At 45.5% G+C, this 20113-nt stretch carries 20 protein-coding genes; 3 read left to right on the plus strand and 17 right to left on the minus strand.

Annotated elements, in window-relative coordinates; genetic code table 11:
• From speB to R7190_RS09730, 3 genes are all read left to right on the plus strand, one after another.
• Positions 1-921 (plus strand): agmatinase, encoded by a 921-nt coding sequence (speB, locus tag R7190_RS09720; protein WP_064369506.1) that lies wholly within the window; start codon positions 1-3, stop codon positions 919-921.
• 408 nt (positions 922-1329) lie between these two features.
• Positions 1330-2535: a multidrug efflux MFS transporter EmrD gene (emrD, locus tag R7190_RS09725; protein WP_005374234.1), complete on the plus strand. Its 1206-nt coding sequence runs from the start codon at positions 1330-1332 to the stop codon at positions 2533-2535.
• A 311-nt stretch (positions 2536-2846) separates the two neighbouring features.
• On the plus strand, positions 2847-5012 hold the full coding sequence (locus tag R7190_RS09730) for a S9 family peptidase (RefSeq protein ID WP_186585537.1): 2166 nt from the start codon (positions 2847-2849) through the stop codon (positions 5010-5012).
• A gap of 215 nt (positions 5013-5227) precedes the next feature.
• Here R7190_RS09730 and R7190_RS09735 read toward each other — a convergent pair whose 3' ends face one another.
• The 17 genes from R7190_RS09735 to R7190_RS09815 form a co-directional block, all read right to left on the minus strand.
• A complete protein-coding gene (locus tag R7190_RS09735) occupies positions 5228-6223 on the minus strand; it encodes a porin (protein ID WP_031780879.1) in 996 nt (331 codons plus the stop codon).
• A gap of 215 nt (positions 6224-6438) precedes the next feature.
• Positions 6439-7308, minus strand: coding sequence for a metal ABC transporter solute-binding protein, Zn/Mn family (locus R7190_RS09740; protein ID WP_053304671.1), 870 nt, complete (start codon positions 7306-7308; stop codon positions 6439-6441).
• 22 nt (positions 7309-7330) lie between these two features.
• Entirely contained in the window at positions 7331-8206 is an 876-nt protein-coding gene (locus tag R7190_RS09745; protein ID WP_005393560.1) for a metal ABC transporter permease, read from the minus strand.
• Entirely contained in the window at positions 8206-8934 is a 729-nt protein-coding gene (locus tag R7190_RS09750; protein ID WP_025768067.1) for a metal ABC transporter ATP-binding protein, read from the minus strand. Before R7190_RS09750 ends, R7190_RS09745 begins: the two co-directional genes overlap by 1 nt.
• The gene (locus R7190_RS09755) at positions 8934-9860 is read right to left on the minus strand and encodes a metal ABC transporter solute-binding protein, Zn/Mn family (protein ID WP_005374249.1); all 927 of its coding nucleotides are present in this window, start codon (positions 9858-9860) and stop codon (positions 8934-8936) included. The genes R7190_RS09750 and R7190_RS09755 overlap by 1 nt, the downstream gene beginning before the upstream one ends.
• 22 nt (positions 9861-9882) lie before the next feature.
• Positions 9883-10434 (minus strand): DUF6162 family protein, encoded by a 552-nt coding sequence (locus R7190_RS09760; protein ID WP_054576195.1) that lies wholly within the window; start codon positions 10432-10434, stop codon positions 9883-9885.
• A complete protein-coding gene (locus tag R7190_RS09765) occupies positions 10431-10751 on the minus strand; it encodes a hypothetical protein (RefSeq protein WP_005374251.1) in 321 nt (106 codons plus the stop codon). Before R7190_RS09765 ends, R7190_RS09760 begins: the two co-directional genes overlap by 4 nt.
• A 42-nt stretch (positions 10752-10793) precedes the next feature.
• Complete coding sequence (locus R7190_RS09770) at positions 10794-11624, minus strand: DUF4198 domain-containing protein (RefSeq protein ID WP_318137542.1); 831 nt, start codon at positions 11622-11624, stop codon at positions 10794-10796.
• A gap of 15 nt (positions 11625-11639) precedes the next feature.
• Positions 11640-12179 carry a DUF2271 domain-containing protein gene (locus R7190_RS09775; protein WP_054576196.1) on the minus strand — a complete coding sequence of 180 codons (540 nt, stop codon included), beginning with the start codon at positions 12177-12179 and terminating at the stop codon, positions 11640-11642.
• A gap of 21 nt (positions 12180-12200) precedes the next feature.
• The gene (locus R7190_RS09780; RefSeq protein ID WP_064369691.1) at positions 12201-12830 is read right to left on the minus strand and encodes a PepSY-associated TM helix domain-containing protein; all 630 of its coding nucleotides are present in this window, start codon (positions 12828-12830) and stop codon (positions 12201-12203) included.
• 133 nt (positions 12831-12963) lie between these two features.
• Positions 12964-14136 carry a tetratricopeptide repeat protein gene (locus R7190_RS09785; RefSeq protein WP_017635539.1) on the minus strand — a complete coding sequence of 391 codons (1173 nt, stop codon included), beginning with the start codon at positions 14134-14136 and terminating at the stop codon, positions 12964-12966.
• A complete protein-coding gene (locus R7190_RS09790) occupies positions 14133-14753 on the minus strand; it encodes an energy transducer TonB (protein WP_005374256.1) in 621 nt (206 codons plus the stop codon). The genes R7190_RS09785 and R7190_RS09790 overlap by 4 nt, the downstream gene beginning before the upstream one ends.
• Positions 14753-15157, minus strand: a complete 405-nt coding sequence (locus R7190_RS09795; RefSeq protein WP_005374257.1) for an ExbD/TolR family protein — start codon at positions 15155-15157, stop codon at positions 14753-14755. Before R7190_RS09795 ends, R7190_RS09790 begins: the two co-directional genes overlap by 1 nt.
• Complete coding sequence (locus R7190_RS09800) at positions 15154-15708, minus strand: MotA/TolQ/ExbB proton channel family protein (RefSeq protein ID WP_054579205.1); 555 nt, start codon at positions 15706-15708, stop codon at positions 15154-15156. Before R7190_RS09800 ends, R7190_RS09795 begins: the two co-directional genes overlap by 4 nt.
• Positions 15708-17075 carry a MotA/TolQ/ExbB proton channel family protein gene (locus tag R7190_RS09805; RefSeq protein WP_053350833.1) on the minus strand — a complete coding sequence of 456 codons (1368 nt, stop codon included), beginning with the start codon at positions 17073-17075 and terminating at the stop codon, positions 15708-15710. Before R7190_RS09805 ends, R7190_RS09800 begins: the two co-directional genes overlap by 1 nt.
• A complete protein-coding gene (locus tag R7190_RS09810; RefSeq protein ID WP_005374260.1) occupies positions 17076-17843 on the minus strand; it encodes a DUF3450 domain-containing protein in 768 nt (255 codons plus the stop codon). It abuts the gene before it with no gap.
• Positions 17844-17917: 74 nt separating this feature from the next.
• Entirely contained in the window at positions 17918-20011 is a 2094-nt protein-coding gene (locus R7190_RS09815; RefSeq protein ID WP_186585538.1) for a TonB-dependent siderophore receptor, read from the minus strand.
• Positions 20012-20113: the final 102 nt, after the last annotated feature.

Raw genomic sequence — 20113 nt, forward strand, 5'->3', positions numbered from 1 at the left:
ATGAATGATTTGTTTACTAAAACTGATTATTCGCTTTACTCCAACTCTATGTCGTTTTTACGTCTGCCGTACATTCGTAACCCGGTATCGGCAGACGCAGACGTTGTGGTGTTGGGAGTCCCTCTGGACATGGCAACATCTGGTCGTCCAGGTGCGCGTATGGGTCCAGATGCAATTCGCCGTGCCTCAGTCAACTTGGCATGGGAAGGTAAGAAGTTCCCTTGGAGCTTCAACGTATTGGATAAACTGAAAGTGATCGACGCAGGTGATCTCGTGTTCGATTGCGGTGATGCGGAAGATTTTACTTACCGCCTTGAAGCGGCAACCTGTGAAATTCTAAAAAGTGGTAAAACCATGTTGGGATTGGGCGGTGACCACTTCATCACGCTACCTATCCTGCGTGCCTATGCGAAGCATCATGGCCAAATGGCTTTGATTCACTTTGATGCTCATACGGACACCTATGCAAATGGCAGTTCATACGACCACGGTACGATGTTCTACCATGCGCCGAAAGAAGGTTTGATCTCAGCAAAGAACTCAATACAAATCGGCATTCGTACGGAGTACAAACAGCAAGATCACGGCTTCAATGTGATTAATGCGATGCAAGCGAATGACATGTCGGTGAACGAGATCCTAGAAGAAATTCGTCGCACCGTCGCAGACAAGCCAGTATATGTCACTTTTGACATCGACTGCTTAGACCCGGCCTTCGCACCGGGAACTGGTACACCAGTTTGTGGTGGCTTGAACTCAGACAAAGCGCTGAAAATTATTCGTGGTTTAGCCGGCATGAATATCGTGGGTATGGATGTTGTCGAAGTATCGCCTCCATACGACCACAGTGATGTTACCGCACTAGCGGGAGCAACCATCGCACTAGAAATGCTTTACGCATACGCATCTGAGCGCGAATAGACATAATCATTTCTAAGGGAGCTTCGGCTCCCTTTTCTTTCTGATGCCTTCCTCTACCTTTTATTCACTCGTTTCATCTTGAACTCAGATCAACCGATCAGACGCTTTATTTTTGCACTTTAACCATTAAAACCAGTTACCTATAAGGCTCATTCTATTCACGAAAAGTAAAAGATTTAACGTAATTAGACAAAGAAATGCACCGCTTTTTGAAAACAAAATCGGATTACTTTTTCTAATTGAAATCATAGATTTTTATCTTGCTCAACTTCACACTTTTTGATTGCTAATTATACAAGCAAGCACTATTATCTCGCGCAAATACCCCGCAACACAAGAAGTCAGTTGGCACTCTGTAAAAGAGCGCTAAGGGTTTTTACGTCTTAAATTTTTTGGAGAGATACGCAAATGTCTGCTTCGTTTCCATTAGCGAAACTTACCTTTTTAATCGCTATATTGACTGCCGTGGGTCAAATGACCCAGACAATGTACGTGCCTTCAATCGGTCATATGGCGGGCGAGTTTTTGGTATCTGCGTCATCACTTCAAGCTGTGATGGCTTGTTACCTAATCCCATATGGCTTGTCGCAATTTGCGTATGGCACACTATCGGACCGCTTGGGACGCAAACCGATCATCATCGTCGGGCTGCTTATCTACATCGCGGGTACACTGGTAGCATTATTTGCACATCAATTTGAATGGTTCTTGATTGGTAGCTTTATCCAAGGCTTAGGTATTGGCTGCGGCGGTGCGATGTCACGCACTCTGACTCGCGATTGCTTTGAAGGCTCTGATCTACACAGAGCAAACAGTTTAATTAGCATGTGTGTGATTTTCTCACCATTAATGGCACCAGTATTAGGCGGCTACCTAACAGAAGCTTTCGGATGGCGGTCGAGCTACTTGTTCTTAGCGCTATTTGCTATCGCGGTTGTGATCACCATGATGACAAGCATGATGGAGACGCTACCAAAAGAGAAACGCAAATTCGAACCAGTAGCCAAAAGCTACAAACACGTTTTGTCTGACCGTCGCTTTCAAGGCTTTTTGATTTGCCTGGTTGCAACATTCGCTGGTGTGGGTGTATTCGAAGCGGCGGCTGGGGTGTTGTTAGGTGGGGTATTAGAATTACCTGCAACAACGGTAAGTTTGCTGTTTATATTGCCGATCCCAGGTTACTTGGTGGGTGCGGGCTTATCTAGCTACATCGCAAGACGTCGCTCTGAGCGTCGTGCTTTAAACGTAGGCTTGGTCTCTATTTTTGTGGGCTCTGCTATTGTGCTCATCCCAGGCTTGTTTGGTTTGACCACGGCGTTAACGCTAGTTGGAGGCGCAACCGTGTACTTTTTGGGTGCGGGTATTCTCTTCCCAGCAGCAACAACTGGAGCGATTGCGCCATTCCCATACCATGCAGGAACAGCAGGCGCGACATTAGGTGGCATGCAAAACTTGGGGGCAGGTGTCGCAACTTTGCTCGCGTCACTATTTCCAGCGCATAACCAGATGCCTTTGGGCATTTTGATGATGGCAATGTCGGTAATTGCAATGCTTGGGTTAATGTGGGTGAATCGAGCACACAATCACTCAAACGAAGTACCGCAAGTTATCTGATCATTATCAGCTTACTTTCAAAATCCAAAAGGGACACACTCAACAAGTGTGTCCCTTTTTTCATATCACACTATATCGATTCCCCGATGAGAATGATTTAACTTTCGAATTGATATTTGTTAAAAATAACAGCTGCTTACACAATGTGTTTTCAGCGCCCTTCAAATTGAGTATCCAACTCGGAAATATTGAGGATTCTCACTTTTTCGGTATACCCCATAACAAAGAATGGACAACTGAAAACCACTAACAAAATGAAAGCCCAGCCCTCAGGATGAGGCCACTTGGGTGTACAATAAGGATAAAATCAGATGCGTTTCACTTTAACTACGTTGGCCGTCTCGGTCGCGCTTGTCGCCGGATGCAGCAATCAAGGAATCCCCAGCATGACTCAATACTCCCAAACACAGATCGTTGCTCAACAAACTCAAGCTCCAGTTGCGAAAAAAGTCCCTCACGCGATGACTATTCATGGCGATACCCGCGTTGATAACTACTACTGGATGCGTGACGACGAACGTAAAGACCCTGAAATTTTACAGCACCTAGAGACAGAAAATCAGTACGCAGAAACCGTTCTAAAGCACACTGAAACACTTCAAGATACGCTATTTGAAGAAATTAAAGGGCGCATCGCAAAAGACGACAACTCAGTACCGGTTCGTAAAGGCAACTACTTCTACTCCAGTGAAGTGACCGGAGATAACGAGTACGAAGTCCATTTGCGAGCTAAAGACTTTGCAGGCAAAGACAAACAAATCATTTTAGATGTCAATGAACTAGCAAAAGAACATGAATTTTTCAGTATCGGCGGCCTATACGTTAGTCCGAATGAAAACTTATTGGCGTATGGCGAAGATACATTAAGCCGCCGCGTGTACACCCTTAAGATCAAAGACCTGACAACAGGCAATTACCTACAAGATGAAATCGAAGGGGCCTCAAGCGCTGTCGCATGGCAGAACGATAACAACGCCTTTTACTACATCAAAAAAGATCCACAGACCTTATTGGGCTACCAAGTTTATCGTCATGTATTGGGCACACCACAAAGCAGCGATGAGCTGATTTTTGAGGAAACCGACAGCGCCTATTACACCTCACTAAGCAAAAGCAAAGATGGCGAAGATATTTATATCTGGCATTCGAGTACAGAAACCAGTGGGGTCTCTATTATTGATGCGAACAACCCTAAAGCAAAGGCGAAACCGTTCTATCCTCGTGAAGATGGCATTGAATACAGTATTTCTAAGCTAGGCGATTGGTACTACATTTATACTAACTATCAAGCCGTCAACTTCCGTTTGATGAAAGTTCATCAAAATGACATGCATGACCGCTCTAAATGGCAAGATGTGATTGCGGCAGACAACAACACTCAACTTGTCGACTTCGAGTTATTCGATGATCACATCGTCTATGAGCAGCGCTCTAACGGCCTAGCAAGCGTCACTGTACGTCAGCTTTCAACAGGAAAAGAATTCCCCCTCACATTTAATGACGATGCGTTTGCTGCCTATTTGACAGGTAACCTAGAGCTGGATAACGAGAAAGTTCGTATTTATTACAGCAGTTTAACCACTCCAGGAACCTACTACGATTTCGATCTAAAAACGGGCGGGTCAGAAGTCATGAAGCAAACACCTGTACTTGGTGATTTTAATCCTAACAATTACCAATCAGAACGCATCATGGTCACAGCCCGTGACGGTAAAGAAGTACCCGTTTCTTTGGTGTATCGTAAAGACTTATTTAAGAAAGATGGTACAAATCCACTCTACCAATATGGTTATGGATCTTATGGCGCAACCATTGAGCCAACTTTCCGCTCGACACGTTTGAGTCTATTGGATCGCGGCTTTGTTTACGCCATTGCTCATATTCGTGGATCTGAAATGCTTGGCCGCCCTTGGTATGAAGACGGTAAAAAACTAACCAAGCAAAACACATTCAACGACTTTATTGATGTCACTAAAGGTTTGGTTGAACAAGGCTATGGCGCTAAAGATAAAGTCTTCGCTGTTGGTGGCTCTGCAGGAGGTCTCTTAATGGGGGCTATCATCAACCAAGCACCAGAACTGTACCGCGGTATCGGTGCACATGTTCCGTTTGTGGACGTGGTAACCACTATGTTCGATGAATCAATTCCATTGACCACCAATGAGTATGATGAATGGGGTAACCCAAATAACAAAACATACTATGACTATATGTTGAGTTACTCGCCTTACGACAACATCAAGGCGCAAAACTACCCGAACATGTTGGTAACGACTGGCTTGCACGACTCTCAAGTACAGTACTTTGAACCAATGAAGTGGGTCGCCAAACTTCGTGAAATGAAGACAGACGATAACGTCTTGTTGTTCAAAACCGATATGGAAGCCGGACACGGCGGCGCATCTGGTCGATTTAAGCGCTTAAAAGAAGATGCGCTAGAGTATGCCTTCTTCCTCGATTTACTCGATAAAAAATAAGCGTATTAATAGAACTGTATCTCTAACAACAAAAAATGCCCGCAAGTTGCGGGCATTTTTATAGACGCACTCTCTAAACAAAGAGTTGAGTTACCTAAGCACAGAATGACTAGCGTCTCTTATAGCCAAAGGATAGCAGAAAGAAAAACGCCTACTCACAACGAGTAGGCGTTAACACAATAAATGTGTTTAGGCAGTAGAAACTGGCCTATTTATTAGAAGTAGTAACGAGCACCTAGAGTCCAGTAGTCGTTCTCTTCATTGTTGTAGTCGTTACCTAGATCAAACTGGTAAGCTGCAAACGTTACGAAAGCAGGAGTTACAGCGTACTCTGCTTGTAGCGCAGTTTCGCTTGAAAGTGTCTTGTTGTCTTCTTCGTCTTCTACGCCTTCGTAGTTAACGCTGAATGTCCAATCGTTTACGCCGTATGCCAAAAGAGCTTCAAGTTGAGAAGTGTCTTTACGCATTTGGTAGAAGTACTCGTTCATACCGTATACTACTGCTGCGTATAGACCTGAACCGTACTGACCGTAGTTTACAGAGAATAGGTGTGATTCAGCATTCTTAGTACCTAGAGTCGCGTTTTTAACATCACCGCCGCTGTATACGTAGCCTAGACCAAAGCCAGCTACAGAACCGCTCAATGCAACTTGACCACGTTGCTCGTATGTTGTTGCATCTGAAGTTTGCTCACCTTGCCAACCTAGACCTAGGTTGAAAGCAAAACCTTCACCAAATTCAAAACCTTTACGGTAGCTAAGCATTTTATCAGCACGAGCTGAGCCTAGGTTGCCGTGGTTGTCGTACAAAAAGTCGTTCGCAAACGCGATTGGTAGATCCGCAACGCCAGCGACATCGTAGTAAGGTGACCATTGAGTACCTGCTACTAAACGGCCAAACTGCTCATGAGTAGCACCGATGTAACCTAGACGAGTTTTGAACGATTGCTCGCCACCGTTTAGGTAGTTAAGCGCCCATTCACCTTTAGCGTCGATAGTAATACCGTTGCCAATGTCTTTCTTACCCGCAACGTTAATACGTGGAGACACTTGGTGAACTTTTACATCTTCTTCGAAATACTCACCCACGCCAACTGAAACGTGACCGCCGATCGATAAAGATGTACCATCGCTGTTGTAAACTTCTGCTGCGAAGGCCTGTGAACCACATGCTAGTGCCGCCACTGCAACGGCTAGAGTTTTCATTTTCATTGTTAACATCCGTATAGTTGTTTGTACCGGTTCGCTTAGAAACAGATTAAATCCGAATCAATCGCAACGAACACATAACAAAGTAGTAATGAAATAGAAATGAAACAAACACTTTCTTATGCAACCAGTGGTATTAATGCTCACATTTTGAACTGAGTCACAAAAAAATAGGGAACTTTTCATTCCCCATCATAAAATCTGTGGCTTTTTACGTGTCACATCTCCCAACGTGCGAGTGGCTTCTCAGTTTTGATACCCTTACTGCCCCAGCGGTCAATAACATCAATTTGCAGTATGCGGCTCGGTTTAATAAGCGATGTCAAGGTTTTCGACGGTCGTTTATCCGTCACTAACCATAGCGTTTTATCTTGTTCAAACTGAGCTTTTAAAGATAATTTGTCTTCTTCTGTCCACTCGAGTTCCGGCTTAAATTCGCGCCCAACCACAAACAATTGGTTGCCAGAGGCAAAGTCCTCTAATGACTCACTCATCAGTACCACTGAATCGATGCCTTTATCGAAGATCTCTGCCTGTTGTTGGTTGATCAGTTCACGCACATTGAGCATAAGAGCCTGTTGATTCGTTTGAATAGCCTTTTGGTGTTCAGGATATACACGTTGTAGATCCTCTCCAACAATGCCCGCCATTCGGATTAAGTTTGTAGGGTTCAGCCATGCGTACTTCGATGTTGACCCGTTTTCCAATGTCAGTACTGCAACTCCTTGAGCTCTAGGAGAAATGGCCTGCGATGCATCGATTTCAATCAAGTGAATGTTGCCCTGTCGAGCGTAAACATAAGTCGGGTCTTGTTTCCAAATCGCACCAAGAGTAATAGCAACCGTCGCGACTTGACCCGCTTGCTTAACTTGCTCTGTACCTTTATTTGCGAACCAGTTTTCAAGACGCTCAACGCCGTAACGCTTTGGAGGCAGATACTGAGTCTCTATCCCTGTACCTTTCATGAGTTGCTCAGACAACATGTACGTGACGGGAGTGCTGGTTAAAATGTCTTTGGCGCTTGCCAACGATGGAAGTGTTGTCGCTATAACCAAACCAAAAGTTATCGCTAATTTTTTTATCTTCATGTTCATTACTTTATAAAAATGGTTACGCTTTTTGGATAATTCGGTAAACCGTTGCTGTTAGGAAAAATGCCGCAGAAACAATGATGATGGATGCGCCTGATGGCACTGGTAGCTCAAGCTCCATTGGCAGTATGGTTCCTACTAAACACGCAATGGTTGCCAATAAAGAAGAAAGGAGAACAAAACTGCCCATGCGTTTAGTCAATAACCGAGCCGTTGCACCAGGAATCAGTAGCAATGCACCAACCAATACCGCGCCAATAATCTTTACCGCGGCGATGGTGACCAAGGTGATCATCATGACAAATAAGTAATCATAAAAGCTGGTATTAAAGCCGCGTACACGTGCAATATCCGGGCTGATACAAGTTAGCAAAATGCGGTTAAACGTTGGAATAAGAAGCAGTAATATGATCAAACAACTGATCGCTAAAATAAGGATATCGTTGTCCGTCACAGTCAAGATCGAGCCAAACAACACGTTCTCCAACATGTGAATGTTGATCTTGCGAGCAACGTACATTAACAGCGCAGCACCAACCGCTAACGCTAGTGCAAGAAAAACCCCAACCAGTGTGTCGTAAGGTACATTCGTACGATTACGAACAAAGTGAAGTAACAGCGCAAAAATCATACAAAAGCTAAACAATCCGATGATCGGATTCTCTGGCGGCTCACCGAGCAACACACCAATCGCGATTCCGGTAAGCGCAGCATGCCCAACCGCTTCAGAGAAAAAAGCCAGTCGCTTGGCGATGACTAATGTACCAAGACCACCAAGTAATGGCCCTAATATCAGCGCTGCCACAATTGCGTTCACCATGAAAGCATAAGAAAAGCTATCGCTTAACCATCCAGCTTCAACGCCGCTAACCGCTAACTCTCGCAACCAATCCATTATGCAGCCTCCACTTTTGCTGTGTAGTGCTTGAATAATGTTTCTATACGATCAGGACTTAGCACATCTGAATGGTGCCCTGACGCCACAATTTGACGATTTACAACATGGACCTGCGCATCTAAACGGCGCACTGCGGTCACGTCATGGTGCACTGCCAGTACCGTTTTGCCTTCTCCAACGACTTCATGAATCAAACCTTCAAGATATCGAACACCTTGCTCATCCATGCCAGTTGTAGGTTCGTCTAAAACCAATAAATTGGGCTCATCCAGTAAAGCTTGCGCAAACAAAACACGCTGTTGCTCACCGCCAGAGAGTTGCCCCATACGACGATCGCAACGCGTTGCCATACCCACGCGATCCAGCTGGGCCAGGGCATGTTGAGTTTGTTTCGTTTTACGTCGCCAAAATAGAGGGATACGAGTTTGGTTAAGCAGTACAAAATCCATCACGGTTAACGGGAGGCTTGCTTCAAACATCGCTTTTTGTGGCACATACCCTATCTTCCCCGATGCAGCTGATGGTTCTGGCCAATTGAGCGCTATGTTTCCCGAAAATGGCGTGAGTCCAAGTACCGAACGAAGCAAAGAGGTTTTACCACCGCCGTTCGGTCCCATAATCACGTGACATTTCGCGTTCTCGAATTCGGCGCTGATGTTCTGCAAAATGATATTGTCGGCGTATTTTAGGCCCACGTTACTTAAGGAAACGGAAGGTCCAGTCATTACGCCTTTTCCCCTGCTCGCTTACTCGCCACAAATTTCATGGCTTCGATTAGTGTTTCCACATTATCTCGCATCTCAACCTCGACTTTATCAGCCTCATACTCACCGTGAGTCATGTGAGAAAAGCGATAAAGCTGCACCCCAGTCGCCTCTTCGATGGTATCAACAAAGCGATTCGGCATATTGAGCTCATAAAACAGCACATCAATGCCCGATTCACGAATTTTCTCTATCGTTTCCTGTAGCTGACTTGCACTTGGTTCAACACCATGAGCAGGCTCAATGACAGCGGCAACGTCAACACCAAACTCCTGAAGGATATATCCGTAAGCATTGTGGGTTGTCGCCACCTTCATACCAGCCGTGTCCAACTCACCAAGAGACAACATTGCATCACGCTTCATCAGGCGAAATGTTTTCGCGTATTTACGAGCATTTTGGCGATAGAACGTAGCATTGTCTGGGTCCAATTGGCTTAGCTCACTCGCGATGGTGTAAACCTTTTGAATGGTTGTTGATAGACCGACAAAGGTGTGAGGGTTCACTGCTCCTTGACCAACAGACTGCCCCATAGCGGGCAATAAAGGCACTTCTTTGTTCGCTTCGATAACCACGAGATCATCACGCTGAGAAGCCTTGATCACTTTCAGTGCAAAATCGTCATGACCAATACCATTGATCACTATTACGTCCATTTCATTTAAGCGCTTAAGATCATTAGGTTGTGGCAAATAGTTGTGAGGATTAAAACCAGCATCAACCAAAGGAACGATGTCCGCCTTCTCACCAACAACGGCTTTAACATAGCTGTAATAAGGTTGAAGCGTAATACCAATACTGAGTTTATCGGCAGCAAAGCCAGTAGAAGACACCGTCAATAACGCGGTGGCTGTAAGAATACGACGTAAAAGAGAGCGTTTGATCATAGTACTTATCAATTATGTTGTCTTAATGGGCGTGAGAGTGAGAGGAAGAGTCTGACAGAATGATTTGTTTCCAACCGAAATCGTGGCGTTTTGCTAGCTCGCTCAATCCCTCCACATTTAACGAACGGCTAGAATCATTAAACCAAATATCAGCTTGAGAACTGCGGCTATCCAACAGCATGGAAGCAGAGCCTTGGGCACTGGTCTTCACGCCAATGTAGACACCGTCATCAATTCGTTGCCACTGATGAGAGCCTTTACGCTTCCAGTTTTGGTCTTTCACGAATGGAGCAATCCAAAGCGCCTCCATATCAGAGATCTCAGGCCAAGTTCCGGTATCTAACTGCAAATCACGAATCTCTTCATGAGCGAGCTTAAGTTCAGCGATCAACCCCAACTCATTTTGATGTAAATCCGTGATTAACACTTGATGAGACTGCATGTCTGGCTTTTCAGTCGCGACCTGATGGTAGGGCATAAGTATGGCTGCTGAACTGAGAATCGCTGCGATTGTCAGTGCGACCCACTTTCCTTCTCGGTTACCATCATCAGGGCGAACTTTCTGAACGCTCATTTCTCTTTCAGCTCAACGATATCCACTTCCACCGGGCTTTCATGTCCGGCATCAAATACCAAATAGAAATCTGTTTCAGGGTGAGTAAATTCTGCGATGGAACGCTTATCTGTTTTTTCTTTGGCGATCAGATTGTCGTCGTAATCGTACATTTCGACATCGTAGTCGACCGCTGTCGATCCATCCGAGTAGCCCGCTTCACAAATCACTTTATCTTGCGCCAAGTGACAGCTCATCAGAGGAAAATGTGCAGCAGCGTGAAAGGACGCAAATCCAGAAAAAAGCAAAACCGCTTTTAGAAGAGAAGTGTTATTCATGATAATTCCAAAATGGCCCAGCAATTGCTGAGCCTAATTCGATTAGTTAAGTTGAGTTTCAAACGTAAGGTGAACATTGGCACTCGCTTTATCCGCCAATGGATTATCTTTCAATTCACCTTTGTAGTTCGCTTTCATTAAGTAGCGCCCGGCGACTTCTGGCGTGAAGATCACTTTGCCATCTTTATCGCTCACCACATCGATTTGTTCTTGATGGTTTCGGTACATAGTACCTTCACGTGTAATCTCAGCAGTAACGCCCTCTTGTGGCTCTCCGTTAAAGAAAAACTGGAAAGTCACAGGCTCACCTTCAATGATGTCCGATGGATGCGTGATCGGTTTCATCTCCGGCATTTTGCCTTCAATCTCCAACGCTTTGTCCGTTGGCATACCAACCGTAATGTAGCTTTCTGCTCGGGTGTAACTTAGTTGAGTAACCACATCACGCGCTTGCTCGGGAAGCACATCACCACGCTCAGCTTTGCTTGCTCGCGCCCATTTCACCGTATCACGACGGCCCGCTTTGTATTGTGTGTAGTAGCTCGGCTGATTATTAATCGCAACTTTGTGCGTGCCTTCTTCTGTAAAAAAGAAATCAAACATAGAGCGACGCTTGCCACGAACAACAAAGTTAGGACGCTCAGAGCGGCCATCCGGCATCACCACAAATGCCTGATCACTACCCGCAGGCTTATCAAAAACAAACGTTCCGTGAGAGGCAGTAACATCAAATGTCAGCCAGTCACCGCCTTCTTTAGAAACCGTAAAGTGAGAGGGCAGAACCCAACGTGGATGTGCTTGCGCGGTGGTGGTTACAGCCAATCCCATTGCCATTACACTCGCCAATGCCACTGCTTTCATTTTGGTTTTCATTGTTGTGTCCTTTAATCACTTAACTTGATAATTGACGGTGATGACACCCGTCTCTTGTGTTGGTTTAAGCTCATAGCGCACGTCACTGTCCGCTAGCGTTATTTTTTGACGTAAGTAGTTTCGCCCACCGTGTTCACGAACGACTTCGACGTACAACGTGTAATTTCCTTGTTCCAAACGCTCCCCTGAGTCATTGGTTCCATCCCAGACAAAGCGGTATTGACCAGCAGGACGTGTTGCAGAAGTCACCGCATCAACAAGTTCACGATCATAACGACCCGCTTTTCTCCACCAGCTGCGTAGATCTTTTAACCATTCGTCTTTCCCTACCCATAACTGAATGGTTTTAACCGGTTTACGCTGATCGTTTTCAACCCAAACCGCCACATAAGGGCGTGCATACATTGAGGTATCTATCTTTGGAAGTTCGAGTTCGAAGTCGACCTTCGCGTTATCTGGTAGAGGCGCCGCGGAAAGAGAGAAAGGAGTAAAAGCCGCGATCAAAGCGGCTTTACAAAAGTGATTACGGCGGAAAAATCTTCCTGTGTTCAACATAAGTGTTCTCTAAAAAAGCTGTTATGGAACAGCAACAAAATAAATTACGAGCGACAGTAACGTACCAAAGCTCATCCATTGCATTGACGTTCTGAGCGTCTTCTTCTTAGGCAGTAACAAGCACACGCCTGTAAGAACAAAAAACACCATCAAAAGCGCAGTGACGTCGATAAACCACTTCCAAATCCCACCACTGTTGCGTCCTTTATGTAGATCGTTCAGCAGCGCAACAATACCGTAGTGCGTCGTTTCGACGTCTGCTGAACCAGTAGTCATATCAATAAAGACCGTAGCGTTATAACCCGGGCCTTTAAAATCCATAGAAAGCTCTCCGAGTAACAACTCACCTTGCTCAACTTCGGTATACACATCTAGTGCGGAGGGAGTGCCGCGAAGCTCGGTTTCTTTAGTCAAGAAAGCCACCAGCCCTTCACGATTAGGTTGAAAGGTATCTGAATGTGAGAATAAAACTGAGTGCGGAACCGTCAGAGTATGTTGTTGAATGATAGGTTCGCTGCGTTCAAACAATTCGGGGCGATTGAGGGTAATACCAGTTACTGCAAAAAACAGCGTAACTAAGAGAAGAGCCATCGAAATATAGATATGTAGGCGGCGAGCCCAAGTTTGAACACCTTTGCTTTTAAGCAACATAGAAACAATCATCACCAATAAATGTGGGGCATAATTTAGGTGATAATCATTCGTATTGGCATTTAATTTACATTGTTTACTTTAAACAAAAAAATACCCGAGACTGAGCTCGGGTATTTAATAAAAATGTTCGCTATGAGTTCTGCGTCGATTCTACTTTGCGTAGCTGTGATAGATACTTAACCCAACTCTTTGCCTGATTCGATGGCTTAATCTCATTCGCTCTTTTGGCATTAGCGAGCGCATCGTCAAACCGCTTAAGTTTGTAGTAAGCGCGAGTTTTGATAAGTGCAACATCCGCTTTACGACCTCTGACCTTATCGAGCGCGGCAATGGCATCTTTATAATGGCCTTCTTGCACCAACAGTTGAGAATAGTTCCAGTAATACTGCCTATCTAGCTGAGCTGCAATACGCCAGCTATCAATAGACTCTTCCCACTCTTTTGCCATTTGCCAATACGTTGCTTGCTGAGCTTTTAGCTTACTATTCGAGTTTACATCCTCTAGCTCGTTCATCACCAACGCAGCTCTCTCAGGAATACCTCGTTTCGCGTACAATTGTGCCAGCAGCTTTAAGTCATCTTGGCTAAGTTGTAACCCTTTCAGTTTTGCCAACGCCAAAGAGTCTAGGGCACGTTTGTTGTCATCAACCCGTAGGTATAGAGCAACAAGCTGACGCCACCATTCAATTCGCTCAGGTTCAATCACGATTAAGCGTTTGATGGTCGAGATTGCCGGCTTCCACTTTTTCAGTTCTAGCTCAGCAGAAAGCTTTATCGACAATGCGCCAAGCTTGTCTGGCTGACCAAATTTCTCATAACGAGCCATTGCTGAAAGCACTTTTTGCCACTGACTCAGTTGATAATGAGATTGGGAAATACGCAGCCATAGCTCATGCGCTTTTTGACCTTTAGGAATGTTTTTGCTCAAGGCATAGTAATGAGGTAAAGCCTTAGAAAAACGTTGCTCGTTCAGCAGTATATCAGCCAACATTTTTCGGGTTTGCCATGCTTGCTCATCTTGTAGCAAACCACTATTGACTGCCAACTCAAGTTGCTTAATCGCCGCTTGAGTTTGCTCGTTCTGCCAGTAAAAAATACCCAACATTCGAGCGACATAAGCTTGGTCATATCCACGAGAAAGCTCCATAGCTTCAAGAGATGAAATCGCTTCTTTCAGTTTCTCTTCTTGAGCCAAATTATGTGCTCGTTGAACTCTCGCTGCGGTGTATTGGCTTAACTCACTGGCAATGGTTGAGAGTGCACTCAGGCTTAATACCGTACCGATTAAGAATTTTTTCATCATTTGGCTAACTTGAACTCCACTTTAGCGGTTTGTCCGAACTGCTCAATTGACACACCATCCTCAACTTTTGGCTGATACTTCCATTTTTTAAGCGCACGGATTGCTTCCCTTTCAAACATGCGCTCGGGCTCAGCCTCGATCACTTCAATATCTTTTGGTCGTCCAGTTGCATCGATCGTGAAACGCATAATGACATAACCTTCCACTCTACGTTTCAGCGCCTTACTTGGATAGCGAGGATCAACACGATACAACGGCAGTGCTTGCTGGTTGCCCATTGTTCCCTTCAAGTTTGGTGCACTAATCGCGATGCCTTCAAGGGCAGTGTTTAAACCTAAAGCACTGACTGGCGTCATCTGACTCATTGGTTCCATTTGAGTGTCAGCTTGAGACAGATCCATTGGCTCCGGCGCTTGAGGTGGTTCTGGTTGCTCCGGCACTGAACGTTGACGACGCTGCACGTCTGCTTCATTCTCTACCATCACCATATCAAAACGAACGGCTTCTGAAGCTTCTGGCGCACGCTGGTTGCCTTTATCAACCATCCACGCCATAAAGCTAAACAAGCTCACAGAAATTAACAGTGATGCTGGTAGTGCAAGTAACAGCCTGCCCATTAAGGTTTCTCCGCCGCCAATGCAATGTTCTTCACACCTGCCGCCTTTGCAGCGTCCATCACTTTCACGACAGTGCCATTGTAAGCATGCTCGTCAGCTTGGATAACTAACGAAGCATCAGGCTGATCAAGTAACAGGTGCTCAATAGAGGCCTCAACACGCTCAATATCAACCACTCGTTTGTCGATGTACACATCATTCGCTGCCGTTACTGCGATAAAAATGCCCGCGTCTTTTTGGCTTACTACATTAGAAGCCTGAGGGCGATTCACTTCTACACCGGATTCACGTACAAACGAACTGGTCACAATGAAGAAGATCAACATGATGAAGACGATATCAAGCATCGAGGTTAAATCGACTTGAGCTTCATCTTGTTGGTTAGGTCTGCGTCCGAGTCTCACTTTTGACTCCTTAAAGATTGTTCTAACTGGATAGCTTTTCGTTCACACACTTTGCTAAGGCGAGCATGAATAAACATGCCCGCAAGCGCTGCTACCATACCTGCCATGGTTGGCAGCGTAGCAAGTGAGATACCAGAAGCCATCAATTTCGGATTGCTGCTGCCTTGCGATGCCATTACGTCAAACACCGTAATCATGCCTGTCACCGTCCCTAACAACCCTAGCATTGGGCAAACCGCCACAAGTAGCTTAATAGTCGATAGGTTTTGGCGCAGTTCGATTTGCGCTTTTGCAATCCATCCTTCACGGATTTGATGCGCGTACCAAGAGTGGTGCTCTGATCTTGCTTGCCACTGCTCACAAAGCTGTTTTTTTACCCTAGGGAAAACCGTTGTGAGATAAATAACTCGCTCCATAACCAACAGCCAGCACACCGCCACGACGGCGGCCAACCACCATAGGATTTGACCACCTTGCTGCATAAAGCTCATCAAGGTTGTGGCCCAATCCTCACTGATCAAACCCAATGTGCTGAGTAGGATCTGCTCCATTACGCTGCGTTCTCCGCTAAGGTGTTAGAATGGCTTTTGTTACTCGGCATATCACGCTCAGCTTGTTCTGCAACTAAACCGATGCCTTGTTTTTCTAAGATACTGCGAATATTTTCTGCTTGAGAGCTCAATACGTTGTGCGCTAATAGCAAAGGCATGGCTGAAACAAGGCCAAGTACGGTAGTCACAAGTGCCATTGAAATACCACCCGCCATTACTTTCGGATCACCATTACCAAATTGAGTGATGACTTGGAAGGTTTCGATCATACCCGTTACCGTGCCTAATAGGCCAAGCATAGGAGCTAGAGCAGCAAGAAGCTTAAGCATCGACAACCCTTTTTCTAGGTGGGTTTGCTCATCAACAACGGCTTCCAAAAGACGTAGTTCTAACGCTTCTACGCTGCGATGCTTGTCTTTCTGGTATACCGCAAGCACGCGACCCAAAGGGTTGTTTCCTGGCTGCGCTGGGGTTTTCAGTTGCTTCATGATTTTCTGGCGCGAAATCATCAGAGATGCACCACGTACGAGCGCAATCAATAGGCCGATAGCCAATAAACCAAGGATGATTTTGCCGACAACGCCACCCGCATTTAGGCGATCAGCCAAAGTCGGTGAGTTTGCGAGCTGCTCAAGAAGAATGCCACGTGACGGATCTATGACAAGCGCATCAATGTCACCAGAGGAAATAGTATTCGCTGTTGGACCGCTTTCAGGCTGACGAAGATAGTTTACCGCATCTCCGCGTTGACCATTCCACTTAACGTAGCCAGTGTCATCCAGCAGCGCCATAGAACCAAGACGAACACCACTAACCGTTTGTTCACGACCCTCGCCATTTAGCAGTGTGAAAGAGACGTTTGCCATTTCACCGCTTGCTTTGATTTGTTCTTCCATGCTGCGCCACATCGCCTGAAGTTGGGTCAACGTTGGCAGTGATTTAGCCGCAACAATAGCATCGATATCTTTCTGATATGAGTTTGCATCTACACCGGTTACTGAGCTTTTTAGCTCAGACTCTAGCTCTTTTGCGTTCTGGCGAACGACGCCAAATAACTCACCTAGGCTCCCGGTTTCTAGACGCAACTTTTCTTCTAGCTGTGCCAGTTCTGCTTCATTTTCACCGAAGGTAACACTTAATGAGTCCGCCTCTGCTTGAAGAGCAGCACGCTCTGCCACCAATTTATTCTTTATAGCCTGTAGGTCTTGCTCTGTTTGCTTAAAACCTGATTCACGCGCGACATTGTGCGATTGCTGTTGACGATTTTCTTGCTGCGCCTTTTGTAACAACGCATCACTAGCAAAAGTTGTATAAGGCATTAATGCGGCTGTCGAGATTAATGCAACCGATAACCATTTTTTCATCATTTATTTGCCCTCCGCAGCGGTTAACGACACTGGCAGAGTTAACATACTCGGCGCGATCTGTTTATTCGCCATAGCGAACGCTTTGTCTAGCTCTGATTTTTGCTCAGAACCCACTTGTTGCCATGCTTGTTGTTGCTGTGACCAGCTCCAAAATGTGTCACCAGATAAGCTACGCGCTACCAAAGACAAACGGCCTAAATAGAGAATGTCCGCCTCCACAGCTTCATTGTCACCCAGGTTAATCTTGCCTTGGTAAACGCCAAGCTTGGTGCCGTAATCCATTTCAATTTGGTACGCTTCTAAAATACGACGAAACTTCTCTGCATCCGCAACGTCTGCACGCGTCATCATGGAATCCAGCTTTGCAATTCGCTCCTCACGTTGCGCTTTGCGTATAGGCTTGTCGTTAGCGACGAGCACTTTTAAGCCCTCAAGCATGTGATACATTAAAGGCACGACACCTTGACGAGTTTGAGCAATCTGTTCAATTTGCTCGTTCAAGCTATCAACTTCTTGATTTTGGCTCTCAACAAGGCTTGCAAGATGATCGCGATAAATCTTCAAGTTACCGACTTCTTCTTGCAGCTGCTCAATTTCAGCTTCTAGAGTAAGTGATTTTTCTGCGCTTGCATCAATACGTTTTTGGCTTACCGCCGACGACTGGTTTGTTTTACTCTGCACAGCTTGTGCATCGTTTAAGTTCGCCGCGTGAGCGGGAATCAAAACCGATGATATCAACAGAGCGATACTTGATTTCATTAGATTCATACGAGTTATATTTCTGTGTTCCAAAAACGACCAAAGGGGAAGACTACCCTTCCCCTTTAATAATCAAATTGTTATCAGTACTTGAACTGGATTGTTGCCATGTAGTTGCGGCTTTCTCCAACCACAACCCCACTCGCACCTTTTTGCTCGCCATTCGTGCTACCACCACCTGCGAAGTAGTCGGTATCGAATAAATTCTCGACATTGAATCGAGCAATGATATCCAAGTTTTCATCGTACTTATGTTTGTATGACACGCCCATATCAACGCGAGAGTAGCCATCTTTCTTGAAGGTGTTTTTTGCATCACCGTAGCGATCACCTTCATAAATCAAACCAAGGTTTAAGTTAGTGTTGTCTTGAACCTTGTAGCTAGACCATAGGCTTGCCGAGAACTCTGGCACGTCTACAGGGCGGTTGCCCTCATATCTTTCTGCCTTCTTAAGCTCTGCATCCAAATACATTGCAGAAGCGGTTAGCGACAACTCTGGGGTCACAAAACCTTGAGCCATTAACTCAGCGCCTTTGTGAACTTGCTCACCACCTTGCGTTTTCTTGTGTAGGAGATTGCCGCCCGCGTCTTTGCCGCTTTCAACATCCAGCGAGATGTTCTCTAACGTGATATCAAACACAGCACCAGATACAAATAAACGCTGATCAAACAGTTCCCACTTCGTACCGATTTCATAAGAGATACCACGCTCAGCGTCGAGTTTCTCACCTTCATTGATGTAGGTACGACTACCGTTGCTGACTTCACCTTGAGGCATGAAGCTTTCAGAATACTGAACGTAAACCGAGCCATTCGTCGATGGGTGGAATATCACACCTAACTTTGGAGAAACTTGGTTTTCGGTCAGTTCATCATCACGCTTTTCGTCATAACGAACACCTGCAAGCACTTGCCAGTAATCATTAATCGTCATCATATTTTGCGCGTAGATACCCCAAGTATCGTACTCAGCTGTTGGTGATTTCCTCGAACTACTATAGCTAGGCTTAGGCACCGTTTCTCCTGGCGCAATACTCGCCTCATTATGAAATGCCATAAAGCGATCATAACTGTAGTCTAAGTAGTTAGCGCCCACTAACAACGTGTTTTCCGTACCGAACAAAGTAAAGTCCGTCGTCACATCTATATATGCAGTATCAAATACCCAATTATCGGAGCGATCGTTGCCTCGATGCTTAATCGTATTTAACTCTTCATACTGATCAAACTTAGGGTAAGACTCTACATCAAAACGCTTAAAGTCTTGGCGGTTGTAACCTGCTTTTACGTTCACGTTATCCGTGACTTGCGCATTAATATCGACACCGTAGTTTTCTACTTCGTTATCAATTTCAGACCACTGCGCATCCCAAATGTACTTATCACCGCGAACCGCTTTGCCATCAACAATGTATGCGCCAGAGTCTACGCTACCATCGTCTTTCGTGCGATCGTAATGCGCTGACACCATAAAGTTGTCGGTGATGTCGTACTCAACCACTAGGCCCGCTACCGTACGATCTGTTCTAGGCTCAGTGCCATCACCGTACCTGCGCCAAGAGCCGTAGCTTTCTTTGGCAAAAATTGCGCGCGCACGCAGTGTCTCTGCATCATTTAGCGCGCCACTCACATCAAGCACAGTGCGTGAGTGATCATTCGAACCTAGATCTTGACTCAAACTTGCTTGTGTTTGAGTTGTTGGTTTTTTCGAAACCATGTTTACCAAACCACCCGGCTCAGATTTACCGTATAGCAGACCTGATGGACCTTTAAGCACTTCAACACGCTCTAAAAGCTCAATTGGCTGACGGTAGTGTGACCAGTGTTGACGACCATCACGAAGAAAACCGTCTGAACTGCTAAGTTCAAAACCACGTAGAGAGAAACGTTCGCGGTTACGGCTTGTACCACCCGCGCTAACACTTGCATCGTTACGTAGCACTTCACCAAGTGTACTTGCACGCTGCTCATCAATTACCGTTTCATCGATAACCGCTACTTGTCCCGGCGTTTCCAGCTGCGTCATTTCCATGCGCATTGCTGTACTGTTTGTATCTGCCTTGTAGCCGAACTCTCGACCTTCTACAACTACATGTTCGTCTGTTTGAACTTCCGCCACTGCAGGTGTTGCTAACACTGCACCGATCACTAACGCCAAATGGCTCTTAGTAAACATATCCTTTCACTCCGATTATTATTTTTCGGGTCACATACTTGTTGAATGCGATTCCCTCTTAATTATTTCGCGGGTGAATATAAGTGATAAGTATTACCATTT

This window comes from Vibrio sp. 1078-1 (assembly GCF_033340475.1).

Bases quoted from the DNA above. Each gene is read 5' to 3' on its own strand.
- R7190_RS09810 (WP_005374260.1), bottom strand. From the start codon at position 17,843: ATGAATCTAATGAAATCAAGTATCGCTCTGTTGATATCATCGGTTTTG.
- R7190_RS09805 (WP_053350833.1), bottom strand. From the start codon at position 17,075: ATGATGAAAAAATGGTTATCGGTTGCATTAATCTCGACAGCCGCATTA.
- R7190_RS09745 (WP_005393560.1), bottom strand. From the start codon at position 8,206: ATGGATTGGTTGCGAGAGTTAGCGGTTAGCGGCGTTGAAGCTGGATGG.
- R7190_RS09730 (WP_186585537.1), top strand. From the start codon at position 2,847: ATGCGTTTCACTTTAACTACGTTGGCCGTCTCGGTCGCGCTTGTCGCC.
- R7190_RS09750 (WP_025768067.1), bottom strand. From the start codon at position 8,934: ATGACTGGACCTTCCGTTTCCTTAAGTAACGTGGGCCTAAAATACGCC.
- R7190_RS09770 (WP_318137542.1), bottom strand. From the start codon at position 11,624: ATGAAAACCAAAATGAAAGCAGTGGCATTGGCGAGTGTAATGGCAATG.
- speB (WP_064369506.1), top strand. From the start codon at position 1: ATGAATGATTTGTTTACTAAAACTGATTATTCGCTTTACTCCAACTCT.
- R7190_RS09785 (WP_017635539.1), bottom strand. From the start codon at position 14,136: ATGATGAAAAAATTCTTAATCGGTACGGTATTAAGCCTGAGTGCACTC.
- R7190_RS09760 (WP_054576195.1), bottom strand. From the start codon at position 10,434: ATGAGCGTTCAGAAAGTTCGCCCTGATGATGGTAACCGAGAAGGAAAG.
- R7190_RS09800 (WP_054579205.1), bottom strand. From the start codon at position 15,708: ATGGAGCAGATCCTACTCAGCACATTGGGTTTGATCAGTGAGGATTGG.
- R7190_RS09790 (WP_005374256.1), bottom strand. From the start codon at position 14,753: ATGGGCAGGCTGTTACTTGCACTACCAGCATCACTGTTAATTTCTGTG.
- R7190_RS09755 (WP_005374249.1), bottom strand. From the start codon at position 9,860: ATGATCAAACGCTCTCTTTTACGTCGTATTCTTACAGCCACCGCGTTA.
- R7190_RS09765 (WP_005374251.1), bottom strand. From the start codon at position 10,751: ATGAATAACACTTCTCTTCTAAAAGCGGTTTTGCTTTTTTCTGGATTT.
- R7190_RS09740 (WP_053304671.1), bottom strand. From the start codon at position 7,308: ATGAAGATAAAAAAATTAGCGATAACTTTTGGTTTGGTTATAGCGACA.
- R7190_RS09815 (WP_186585538.1), bottom strand. From the start codon at position 20,011: ATGTTTACTAAGAGCCATTTGGCGTTAGTGATCGGTGCAGTGTTAGCA.
- R7190_RS09780 (WP_064369691.1), bottom strand. From the start codon at position 12,830: ATGTTGCTTAAAAGCAAAGGTGTTCAAACTTGGGCTCGCCGCCTACAT.
- R7190_RS09735 (WP_031780879.1), bottom strand. From the start codon at position 6,223: ATGAAAATGAAAACTCTAGCCGTTGCAGTGGCGGCACTAGCATGTGGT.
- R7190_RS09775 (WP_054576196.1), bottom strand. From the start codon at position 12,179: ATGTTGAACACAGGAAGATTTTTCCGCCGTAATCACTTTTGTAAAGCC.
- emrD (WP_005374234.1), top strand. From the start codon at position 1,330: ATGTCTGCTTCGTTTCCATTAGCGAAACTTACCTTTTTAATCGCTATA.